We start from the raw sequence: 11,781 nt of genomic DNA on the forward strand, positions 1-11,781 counted from the left end.
AGCAGCTGTTCGTGATCCCAGCGGACCGCAGGCGGTCGATGGTTGCCACAGAACTGCGCGTTCTTCCAACCCTGCAGAGATGTCCTGACGGCCGGCTCGAACCACGACCATCCTCGCCGTGACCAACACCGTCCGAGCGAGGATCGGCAACACCGCTCTTGCCATAGGGCTCGATGGCCCCGCGGACATATCCGAAGGTCTCCACCGATCCCCGCTACGCGGCCATTAGCGGACCCGTACCACAGGGCCGCCAGGCCCGAGGAACGGAAGCCCCGCGGCAGCCAGATCTTCATTCTCAGCGGTGGACCAAACCGGGCGGAGCAACGTACACAAGGCTGGCGGACTGCGGAGAACTGGACTGTGAGGTTGAAAGTTTGACAAGTATGGTACAGCTTTGGCGGATCCCACTAGGCTCCGACACGTGCTCGTCGGGACGGCGAGCCGAGCATACTGAACAAGCCGAGTATGGAAACGGACAGCGATCGAGTGGGGTCGAGTGCGATCGGTGTTGGAGAACAGGAGCTTCCGGTGCCGCTGACGCTAGGAGAGTTGGAGTCGTATCTGGCGAGGGCGGCTGATCTGCTGCGGGGCAGCATCGACCAAGCGGACTTCAAGGCGTATATCTTTCCGTTGATGTTCTTCAAGCGGATCAGCGATGTGTACGACGAGGAGTACGCCTGCGCGCTGGACGAATCCGGTGGAGACCACATGTTTGCGGCGTTCGAGGAGAACCACCGGTTCATCATCCCTGAAGGATGCCACTGGGAAGACGTGCGCGAGCGCACCGAGAACGTCGGTGCGGCGCTCAAGACCGCGTTCCGCGGAATCGAACAGGCCAACCAGGGCACGCTGTACGGCATCTTTGGCGGCGCAAGCTGGACCAACAAGAACAAGCTCCCGGACAGCAAGCTGATTGACCTGATCGAGCACTTCTCGACCAAGACCCTTTCGATCTCCCAGGCCGCACCCGATGTGCTGGGGCAGGCATACGAGTACCTGATCAAGCGGTTCGCCGACCAGTCCAACAAGAAGGCAGGCGAGTACTACACTCCGCGCGAGGTGGTCGCGCTGCTGGTCAACATCCTCGACCCCCAGGAGGGCGAGACGGTGTACGACCCGGCCTGTGGCACCGGTGGAATGCTGATCGAAGTCATCCAGCACATCAAGGCCCGCGGCGGTGACCCGAAGACCGTGCTCGGGAAGTTGTACGGCCAGGAGAAGGTGCTGACCACTTCCGCGATCGCGCGCATGAACCTGCTGCTGCACGGCGTGGAGGACTTCCACATCGAGCGCGGTGACACGCTGCGCGATCCGGCCTACTTTGACCACGGTCGGCTGGCCAGGTTCGACTGCGTGATCGCCAATCCCCCGTTCTCGTTGAAGAACTGGGGCCACGAGCAGTGGGCGTCCGATCCGTGGGGTCGCAATGAGTTGGGCGCGGTGCCGCCGAAGGGGTACGCCGACTGGGCTTGGGTCCAGCACATGCTCACCTCCGCTGCACCCACCGGAGGAAGGGTCGCGGTCCTCCTCCCTCAGGGCGCCCTGTTCCGTCAGGGCGCCGAGGGCCGCGTCCGCGAGCACGTCCTCAAGGCCAGCTTCGTGGAGGCCGTCATCGGCCTGGCGCCCAACCTGTTCTACGGCGCTGGCCTGGCCGCCTGCGTGCTGATCCTGCGCCGTCAGCGCCCTGCCGAGCAGCAGGACAAGGTGCTTTTCGTCAACGGAGAGTTGCTCTTCAAGCGCGGCCGCAACCAGAACACCCTCGAACCGGACCATGCCGAGACCCTCCTGAAGGCGTATCAGGAGTACGCCGACCAGCCCGGCCTGGCCGCGGTCGCGACCCTGGACGACATCAAGGCCAACGGCTGGAACCTGAACATCCCGCTGTACGTCGAGCCGGCCGAGGTTGGCGAGCAGATCCCCCTGGAGCAGGCCTTGGCCGACCTGGAGACCGCGCACGCGAAGGCCCGCGAGACTCGCGCAGCGCTGGAGGCCGAACTGGCGAAGTGGGGGCTGGGCGTATGAGCACGATGAGCCCGAAGCGGATCACTCAGCGGGAACTGGAGTCCTACCTGTGGGGTGCCGCAGTGCTGCTGAGGGGGCTGATCGACGCTGGCGACTACAAGCAGTACATATTCCCGCTGGTCTTCCTCAAGCGCCTCTCCGATGTCTACGACGAGGAACACGCCGCCGCCTTGGAGGTGTACGGCGACGAGGAGTTGGCCGACCTCCCGGAGAACCACCGTTTCGCCATCCCGGACGGCACCCACTGGGCCGACCTGCGCAAGGTCACCAGCAACGTCGGCACCGCACTCAAGGCCGCGATGCGGGCCATCGAGTCCGCTAACCCCGACACCCTCACCGGCGTCTTCGGCGACGGCGAGTGGACAAACAAGGACCTGCTCCCCGACTCGACCCTCTCGGACTTGGTCGAGCACTTCTCGACCAAGACGCTGTCGGTGGCGAACCTGCCCGAGGATGAACTCGGGCAGGGCTATGAGTACCTGATTAAGAAGTTCGCCGACGACTCCGGGCACACCGCCCAGGAGTTTTATACCAACCGCACTCTGGTGCACCTGATGACGATGATGCTCCAGCCGGAGCCGGGGGAGTCGGTCTACGATCCCACCTGCGGCACTGGCGGCATGCTCATCTCGACCGTCGCCGAGCTAAAGCGCCAGGTTAAGGAGTGGCGCAACCTGCGTCTGTACGGTCAGGAGCTCAACTACGGCACCTCGGCGATCGCGAAGATGAACCTTTTCCTCCACGGCATCGCCGACGGCCACATCACTCACGGTGACACTCTCGCCAAGCCGGCTTTCCTCGACGCCCACGGTCGGCTGCGGACCTTCGACGTCGTTCTGGCCAACCCGCCCTACTCCATCAAGACCTGGAACCGGACCGCCTTCACCAAGGACCCCTACGGCCGCAACATGTGGGGCGTGCCGCCCCAAAACGCTGCGGACTACGCCTTCATCCAGCACATCGAGGCGAGTCTGGATCCCAAGACCGGTCGTGCCGCAATCCTGCTGCCTCACGGGGTCCTGAACCGGATCGGAGAGGCGACAGTCCGCAAGGCCATGATCGACTCCGACGCCGTCGAGGCGGTGATCGGCTTGGCCCACGGGCTCTTCTACAACTCGGGCATGGAAGCGATCGTCTTGGTGCTCCGGAAGCAAAAGTTGGCTGACCGCAAACACAAGGTGCTCTTCATCGACGCGAAGAAGGAGTTCTACCGAGCAGGCGTCCAGTCCTTCCTCTCCGAAACGCATCAACAGAGGATTCTGCACGCGTACCAAAACTTCGCCGAGGTGCCGGGCTTCGCCCGAGTCGCCACCCTCGACGAGATTCGCGCCAACAATGGCAACATGGCCATCCCGCAGTACGTCACACCTGCCACGGCAGGTCGCGCCTCGACACCTACTGACTCGGTCGCAGCGGCGCTCGTAGGTTGGCGCGAGGCTGCGGCAAGGGCGGACGGCGCGATCGAGGACGTTCTAGGTCTGCTGCGCGCGGAGGTTGCCCGATGAGCCTCAACCTAGACAAGACCACCTGGAAGCGAGTGCGACTCGGCGACGTCATCCGCCGCTCCCGTACCCAGGCCGACCCGGCGAACGGCGATGTCGACCGTTACGTCGGTGGTGGGCACATCGATAGCGACAGTCTCAACATCGAGCGCTTCGGCGCCGTCGACGACGGTCAGATGGGCTCGACCTTCACCTACCTCTTCAAGCCCGGCCAGGTCCTCTTCGTCTCGGCACGCCCCTATCTTCGCAAGTCTGGCGTCGTGAACTTCTCCGGCGTCGTCGCCGACAAGACCTACGTCCTCGACGCCATTCCCGAGAACGGGCTCCTGCAGGAGTTCCTGCCCTTCGTCCTCGCCTCCGACCACTTCATCGCCTACGCGACCGCCGAGGCCACCGGTTCGATGAACCCTCGCCTGCTCTGGGGGCAGATGCAGCGCTACGAGTTCGACCTCCCACCCCTCGACGAGCAGCAGCGCCTCGCCGACCTTCTCTGGGCCATCGAGCGCCACCGGTTGGCGGCTGTCAAGTCGGCCTCCGCGGAAGCGGCGGCCGAAGCAATCTGGATGCATGAAGTTCTTGCGAAGTATGACTGGGACCTCCGCTTGCAGGATGTGGTACGAGCCGACAGGCCGCTCTGCTATGGCGTCGTCCAGCCAGGAGTCAACATCGAGGATGGCGTTGGACTGGTACGTGTCATGGACTTAGAGTCTGGATCACCGACGCTCAGTCAACTCAAGCGCATTACTTGTGAGATCGATCAGCAGTACCGGCGTTCTAGGATCGCAGCTGGTGACGTCCTGGTTTCCATCGTGGGGACGATCGGACGGACGTGGCTTGTGACCGCTGCCTTCGAGGGATGCAACATCGCGCGCGCCCTTGCACGCATCAGTCCCGACCCGGAACTGATGAGCGCGGAGTTCCTTTCTTGGGTACTTGCTTCCAAACGAGTAGCGGCAGCGTTGGAGACTGCAGCCTTCGAAAGTGCCCGCAAGACGCTCAATCTCTCGGTGCTTGCTGAAACCCCTCTACCAAGAGTACCCGTCGATCTTCAGGCGTCGATGCTTGAGCATCGAGCGACCTTCGCTGCAGCCCGCGAGCACGTTCGCAATGAGATCGAGACGCTACTCAGTCTACGGGCGAGTTTGCTTGCTGAGCTGTCGGGAGGTACCGAATGACCTTTAATGAAGCGAACACGGTACGCGACTACGTGCGGGACCTGGTGCAGAGCGACGACGTGCGGTTCGTGCCAGGAAGTCATCTGCCGCGGCGGACAGATGAGATCCTGCTGGAGCAGCAGGTGCGGGAGGCGTTAATTCGCCTCAACCCGACCATCGATGCGGACCCGCGTCTGGCCGATGAGGTGATCTACCAGCTGCGCGCGATCCTGATTTCCGCGCGCAACACGCCGAATCCGGTCGTGGCGAACGAGGAGTTCGCGGCATGGCTCACAGGGCAGAAATCGATGCCGTTCGGGCCCGACGGCGAGCATGTGACCGTCAAACTGATCGATTTCGATCACCCCGGCGAGCACAGTGCGAACCACTGGATCGTCTCCACTGAGGTGACCTACGGGTTCGGACGGTTGGAGCGGCGCTTCGACCTGGTGATCTGGTGCAACGGCTTCCCGTTGGTCGTAGGGGAGGCGAAGTCGCCGGTGCGGCCAGCGTACTCCTGGATCGACGCGGCCGCGCAGGTCAAGGAGGACTATGAAGTCAACGTGCCGGCGTTCTTCGTGCCGAACGTGCTCAACTTTGCCACCGACGGCAAGGACTTCCGCTACGGGTCGGTCGGGATGCCGGTGGAGCTGTGGGGGCCGTGGCGGGCGAACGAGTCCGGTGACGACCACACGCCGGTAAAGGTAGGCCTCGCGGCGGTCAAGGAGGCGGTCGCGTGCGCTCTGGATCCAGATACGATCTTGGACTTCCTGCGGTTCTTCACGCTGTTTGCGACCGACAAGAAGCACCGCAAGATCAAGGTGATCGCGCGATTCCAGCAGGTGCAGGCAACCAATCTGATCGTGGAGCGAGTGCTGCACGGGCGGATCAAGCAGGGCCTGATCTGGCACTTTCAGGGCTCGGGGAAGTCACTGCTGATGGTGTTCACGGCGCAGAAGCTGCGCGCGATGGCGGGGCTAACCTCGCCCACGGTGATCATCGTGGTCGACCGGATCGATCTGGACACCCAGATTACCGCGACGTTCAACGCCTCCGACGTACCGAATCTGGTCTCTACCGAGTCCCGCAGGGAGTTACAGCAGCTCCTAGTTGCGGGGGCGCGAAAGATCATCATCACCACGATCCACAAGTTCGGCGAAGCACCTGGTGCGCTGGACGCGCGCGACAACATCATCGTGCTGGTCGACGAGGCTCACCGCTCCCAGGAGGGGGACTACGGCCGCAAGATGCGAGAAGCGCTGCCTAACGCGTTCCTGTTCGGGCTAACTGGGACGCCGATCAACAAGCGTGACCGCAACACATTCATGTGGTTTGGCTCCGAGGCCGACGAGCAGGGGTATCTCTCGCGCTACTCCTTCTCCGATTCCATCCGCGACGGCGCCACCCTGCCGCTGCACTTCGAGCCGCGCCTGTCGGAGATCCACCTGGACGAGGAGTCGATCGACGCGGCCTTCGACGAGCTCGCCGCCCGTCACGGGCTAACCGAGGAGGACCGCACCACCCTGTCGAAGAAGGCCGCGTCCCTGGAGGCGCTGATCAAGGCCCCCCACCGGGTCCGCAAGATTGCCGTCGACATCACCGAGCACTTCACAACGAAGGTCGAGCCACAAGGCCTTAAGGCGCAGGTCGTGGTCTACGACAAGGCCACCTGCGTGGCGTACAAGGAAGAACTCGACCGCCTCCTCGGCTCAGACGTGTCCACAATCGTGATGTCCACCAGCCGCGGCGACAAGCCAGCATGGAAGAAGTGGACGCCCGGTCGGGATGAGCTGGAGCGGATCACCGCCCGTTTTAACGACCCGGCCGACCCGTTGAAGATCATCATCGTGACCGCGAAGCTCCTCACCGGCTTCGACGCTCCGATCCTGTACGCCCAGTACATCGACAAGCCGCTGCGCGAGCACACCCTGCTCCAGGCGATTTGCCGCACGAATCGGGTCTACCCGCCCGCGAAGACCCACGGCCTGATAGTGGACTACCTCGGCATCTTCGACGACGTCGCCAAAGCTTTCGAGTTCGACGACAAGTCCGTCCAGCAGGTCATCTCCAACATCGCTGTACTCCGCGAGCAGCTCGGCCCAGCGATCGAGGCTGCTCTGGCGTTCTTACCGGGCGTCGACCGCACGGTCGGTGGCTATGAGGGCCTGATTCAGGCACAAACCGCGATCGGCTCCGATGAGTCTCGCGATGCCTTCGGAGCTGCGTACAGCATCGTCGCCCAGCTGTGGGAGACCCTCTCTCCGGACCCGATCCTGTCCGAGTACGAGTCGGATTACCGTTGGCTGACCGACGTCTATCAGTCTGTTCAGCCCACCGACGTCACTGGCCGGCTGGTCTGGCACACGCTAGGCGCTAAGACCCTTGAGCTCATAAACGAGCACGTCACCGTCGAAGTACCCCGCACCGACCTGGAAACCATCATCCTCGATGCGCAGATCATCGAGGATCTGATGACCGGCAAGCGCAAGGACATCGACCCCATCGAGGTCGAGAAGTGGATCACCGCCCGTATCTCCAAGCACGTCGGCAACCCCGCTTTCATCGAGCTTGGTCAGCGATTAAACGCTCTGCGGGAGAAGTACGCCTGCTCTCAGCAGGCATCGCTGGAGTTCCTCAAGGAGCTCTTCGCGCTAGCGCGTGACACGGTCGCAGCGGAGAAGGCCGCCGCTGAGGTACCCCGCGAGGAACGTGGCAAGGCCGCCTTGACTGACCTCTTCGAGTCAGTCAAGGGAGAGGAAACTCCGATCATCGTCGAGAAGGTCGTCGACGAGGTCGACTCCGTCGTCCGTACCGTCCGTTTTGATGGCTGGCAGGGCACCAACGAAGGCGATCGCCTCGTGCAACAGGCGCTCCGCAAGGCGCTCTACATCAAGTTCAAGATCCGCGACCAGGATGTCTTCGGGAAGGCACTGGGATACATCCGGGAGTACTACTAGCTGCTCCTTGTCCTGCTTGGGAGGGAAGGCCTCTCTGAGGCTTCGTGTGAGGACACCTAGATCTGACGCTGCTGCCGAACACAGACGGGGCTCCGGCGTTGTCCGGGCCGATCCTTGATGCCACATAGGCAGAAGCAAGATCCACGTTGCGGCTGGATTGTCTCCACGGACACGGGTGTGGAGGATCGTGGTCGAGGAGGGCCAATGCTGCTGCGCTGTCGTGCGACGCCGTACAGGACGATCAGGCTGCGTGAGACGGCGTTGCTGTACAGCGGACCACAGCAACCCGTGTATCCCGGTGGCAATCCCCGCTACACGGCCATTATCTGACCTGGAGCGTAGGGCCGCCATCCCCGAGCACCGGAAGCGGCGCGGCAGCATTCAAGCGAATGGGTCAATCCCAGTAGACCGGACTGCAGTCGTGAATCGAGTTAGATGCAGCTTACACAGGTCGACCAAGACAATGGACAGTACTTCCAAGTACTCCGTGATCCATATAACCTGATCCGGGTCAGGAAAGGTTGTCCCAGCAGTCGGATGTGCAATCTGATTACGCAAGTCCATTAGGCGATCCAGTCTCTTGGCGGCAGCAGAAGAACACTCCTTGTCTTCCGACTCCTGCAAGAACTCCTTCAGCTTTGCCTGCTTGCCAAGTTCGCGCCAGACGTCTGAAAAGTCGACTCTCTTCATAACGTCTTGAAGCACACTGGGACGCATATTCGACTCTGTTACGCTTAGGATCTTGGACGCGATTGAAATCGAACCGGAACCACTCGCAACTGAGTTATCCAAATTTTTGGCAAGTGCGATCAGTGCAAGATCGGCTTCAGTGCTTTGAAACCCATATTTTGTCGGTGTTTTAACGATATCTAAAGTGCGTCGTCGCAGTTCATCGCGCATCCCCTTGGGTAATGCCTCATAGTTCGCCACCGCCGCAGCAATCTCGTCTCCAATATTCTCTACGATTTGTCGAACGAAGTACTCCAATCTGCCGCACAGATACAAGACCATCGAGCCAGACATGATAGGCAGATCGGTTCTCAAATTTGGTGCAGACTCTTTAAGAACCATGGCCTCCTTCCAGGCTATGGTCTCAGTAACTATCTCTAATGGCGGAGTGCTTGCTCCGAAAGTCCGAAAGTTTTTGATGAGAGATAGAAGGTCACGAACGCGATTCAGGTCCGACTTGAAGTCATCAAGGATTGCGGTAAGACCGCTCATCGCATCCCCGCTCGCAATATTTTGCCGGCTAGACTGACTCGTTCATGGACGGCATCTATCGTGTTGCCTCGTCCAACGAGTATGTCGTAAGTGCTCTCATCGCTGAGCGCCCTATTAAGTGCTTCTCTGATCTCTGATGTACGCGCCTCGACGTCAAGAGTCGGATTAGTGCTCAGTGCGATCATTAGCGCGTCGTACAACGGCCTACTGGGACGCCTAATTTTCGGCAGAATAAAAGGCTCTCCATCAAAGACGTTCAGCAGCCTTTTCAGCGATGATCTAAAGTCCTCCCTCATTTGCACGACTTCGGCGTCGGAGATGAGCGCGTTCTCTTCCATGAATCGGTCGAGGATGCGGCGGAGGGAACCTTGCTTCCCTTTCTGTACTGCGTCCCGAAGAGCAAAGAACCTTAGGACCAGTTCTGCATCTGCCAGGGATGAGAAGAGAGGGTTCTTTAGTAGTGCAATCGGAGGATTAGACTCCTCCCCTTCTGTATATGGAGGGAGCCTCCACGCTCGTGTAAAAGGCTCAATTCTGGCCAATTCTATAAGCGTTTGATTGAGCGGACCAGGATAGAGGGCGTTCCGCAATTCTTGTGGATTTAGCTTTATTCCACCGGTGTTTAGACGGTCGAATAGTACCCGTCGTACATCTAGGTCGCCTTGGGAATTGTTCTGTGTCTCCGCGAGCAAGACGACGGCAGAAAGACTCCTGCGAAGAAGGCCTTTTTGTAGGATGCTAGGCAGAGCAGAAAACTTCTTCCTGTTCAATTCGGGCCAATACTCCAGCCCGTTAAGCGCAAATTCATCTGCGAGGAAGCCGTGTATTGACTCCAGTCTCTGGCGCCCATCAATCACTTCGTATTCGTTATAGTCGCGCTCGAAGAGGAAGATTGGCGGCACTGGGATGTTTAGCAGAAAGGATTCTATAAGGAGCGACTTTTTCTTTGTGTTCCACCGTAGCCGACGCTGATAGCCTGGTGCTATGTCGATAATTTCACGCCCTGGGCGGAGGGCGTGCTTCAAATAGTCGAGTTGGTAGTCTTTTGTCTCCCGGACAACGCGCAACTGGCTGCGTGCGTACTTTTCTGCAGGATCCAGCATAGCGCCGATATTTATAGCATGTTCGGCCGATTCCTCCTCTTCGTACCACTCGTCTACTTCGCTCTGCGCGATCAGCTCGTTAGGGGTCATGGCTTGGATCCTACGAAGTGGACGTCGGGAGGAACAGCCCCTGTCGTTCAGTGCAGGCTGACCCGAGGCCGCGAGCATTTACGGTCAGGTCTTGCCCTCAGCACCCTTGGTCGGAGTTCCCTCGTCGCGCGTCATGGGGATTTGGCAGACCTCATGCGTGTGGAGCGACGCCGGCCGCGACCGGCCGAAGAGCCGCAGCGTGGCCAGCAGCCCAACGCGCGGCAGGCCATCGCAGGCGGGCTGCCCTTGATAGGTGTACGGATAAGTTACTTGCGATCTTGGTTGGGGCCTGTCCGTCTCAGGTGATGCTGGGCATAGCGACTTCGCTGATGTTGTACACCTGTCCAGTGACGCCGGGTTGTACAGAGATACGCATGAACCATCGTCGCGTCTTAATGGAGAAGCTCCGGTCGGCGGCTTGAGAGCGCACTACGAGCTGTAACGAACCGCTCGCGGAACTCCTTGGCCAACTCCTCGCCCCGATACCGGCGACGAAGGACGCGGTCGAGGTCTCCTGCCCGATTGACCAGGTCGGTGAGGGACTTACGTTCTATGTCGAACGCCGCAAGGCCCTGCTCGATGGCGGCGTTGAGGTTGCCTCTTCTGGCGTGGATGATGGCGAGGTCGATGTGGGCATCGGTACGCGCATGGGGGCGTTGCTGGTGCCGTCGGGGCGTGTGTGGATCTGGATGGTTTCGGTGGCGTGTTCTTCGGCGCGGTCGTTGTCTTCGAGCCAGGTGTAGGCGGTGGCGGCGTAGAAGAGCCATTTGGCGTGGTCGAAGACGAAGTGGTGGTCGGGGTTGGTGGGGATGGGGAGTTTGGCGAGGGTGTCGGCTCCCCTGGTTAGGGCTTTGTCGGCTTCGCGGCGGTCGCCGATGCGGGCCAGGCCACGGGCTTCTTGCAGGGTGAGTTGGACCATGGCGCTGGTGTGGCCGGCGACGGCTTGGCCCATGCGAGCGGCGGTGACGACGTCTTCGTAGCGGCCTTCGACGAGGGCGAACCAGGCTGACATCTCGTAGGCCCACGCCATGAGTTCGCCGTGGCCGACTTGGCGACCCATCTCGTAGGCGGCGCGGCGGGCGGTTTCGGCTTCTTCGCGTTCGCCGAGGTCGTAGTGGATGCAGCCGAGCAGGGCGGTGAGCCAGCCGGTTATGACCAGGAGTTCGCGGTGCTGGTCGAGGGTGATGCGGCCGCTGAGTAGTCGGGTGATCTGGGCGAGGCGTTTTTGGGTGCGGTCGCGCAGGGTGGCGGCGGGGACGACGGGGTAGGCGCGGCAGAGCAGGTCGACGGCCTCGGCCAGCGCTTCGAGGGTGCCGTTGCCGACGTCGGATGCCTGGAGTTGCTGGGCGAGTTCCATGGTGCCGTACAGGTCGGCTTCGGCCCGCAGGGCGTCGACCGGTGCGATGGTCGCCGCTTCGATGAGTTGTCCTTGGCCGCGGCGGTTCTGACGGAAACCGAGGTCTTGGGGTTGCAGGCCGGTGAGTTGGGTGAGGGCGAGCCGGTAGGCGGATTGGGGCCAGGAGACTTCGCCGGCTTCCCAGCGGCGGATGCGTTCCTCGTCGCAGGTCAGGCGGTCGGTGATGCCGATGGGTGTCCTGTTCACCTTGTCGGCCATTTCGGCGCGGGTGAGGTGGTGCTGGTTGCGCCAGGCTCTGAGCTGCACGTTTGGAATGTTGTCGGGCATCTGGTGCCTTCCTCCCGGCTGGGGGCTCAAGAGGGGGACTGTTGGGGG

Annotated in this window: 7 protein-coding genes; 4 read left to right on the plus strand and 3 right to left on the minus strand. The window is 61.3% G+C overall.

Annotation, left to right across the window (positions count from 1 at the left end; translation table 11 throughout):
- Window positions 1-528 precede the first annotated feature (528 nt).
- From ABZU32_RS10915 to ABZU32_RS10930, 4 genes are read left to right on the plus strand one after another with little or no spacing between them, the layout of a single operon-like run.
- Window positions 529-2,022 carry a class I SAM-dependent DNA methyltransferase gene (locus ABZU32_RS10915; protein WP_354920134.1) on the plus strand — a complete coding sequence of 498 codons (1,494 nt, stop codon included), beginning with the start codon at window positions 529-531 and terminating at the stop codon, window positions 2,020-2,022.
- Window positions 2,019-3,527 (plus strand): class I SAM-dependent DNA methyltransferase, encoded by a 1,509-nt coding sequence (locus tag ABZU32_RS10920; protein WP_354920137.1) that lies wholly within the window; start codon window positions 2,019-2,021, stop codon window positions 3,525-3,527. The genes ABZU32_RS10915 and ABZU32_RS10920 overlap by 4 nt, the downstream gene beginning before the upstream one ends.
- The gene (locus tag ABZU32_RS10925; RefSeq protein WP_354920140.1) at window positions 3,524-4,699 is read left to right on the plus strand and encodes a restriction endonuclease subunit S; all 1,176 of its coding nucleotides are present in this window, start codon (window positions 3,524-3,526) and stop codon (window positions 4,697-4,699) included. The genes ABZU32_RS10920 and ABZU32_RS10925 overlap by 4 nt, the downstream gene beginning before the upstream one ends.
- Window positions 4,696-7,635: a type I restriction endonuclease subunit R gene (locus tag ABZU32_RS10930; protein ID WP_354920143.1), complete on the plus strand. Its 2,940-nt coding sequence runs from the start codon at window positions 4,696-4,698 to the stop codon at window positions 7,633-7,635. Before ABZU32_RS10925 ends, ABZU32_RS10930 begins: the two co-directional genes overlap by 4 nt.
- A gap of 381 nt (window positions 7,636-8,016) precedes the next feature.
- Here the strand turns inward: ABZU32_RS10930 and ABZU32_RS10935 are convergent, their stop codons facing one another.
- From ABZU32_RS10935 to ABZU32_RS10945, 3 genes are all read right to left on the minus strand, one after another.
- Window positions 8,017-8,856, minus strand: a complete 840-nt coding sequence (locus ABZU32_RS10935; RefSeq protein ID WP_354920146.1) for a HEPN domain-containing protein — start codon at window positions 8,854-8,856, stop codon at window positions 8,017-8,019.
- Window positions 8,853-10,049, minus strand: a complete 1,197-nt coding sequence (locus ABZU32_RS10940; protein ID WP_354920149.1) for a DUF262 domain-containing protein — start codon at window positions 10,047-10,049, stop codon at window positions 8,853-8,855. The genes ABZU32_RS10935 and ABZU32_RS10940 overlap by 4 nt, the downstream gene beginning before the upstream one ends.
- Window positions 10,050-10,599: 550 nt before the next feature.
- The gene (locus tag ABZU32_RS10945; protein WP_354920152.1) at window positions 10,600-11,733 is read right to left on the minus strand and encodes a hypothetical protein; all 1,134 of its coding nucleotides are present in this window, start codon (window positions 11,731-11,733) and stop codon (window positions 10,600-10,602) included.
- Between the last annotated feature and the right edge of the window lie 48 nt (window positions 11,734-11,781).

The sequence above is a fragment of the Sphaerisporangium sp. NPDC005288 genome (genome assembly GCF_040607475.1).
Taxonomy (GTDB): Bacteria; Actinomycetota; Actinomycetes; order Streptosporangiales; family Streptosporangiaceae; genus Sphaerisporangium; species Sphaerisporangium rhizosphaerae.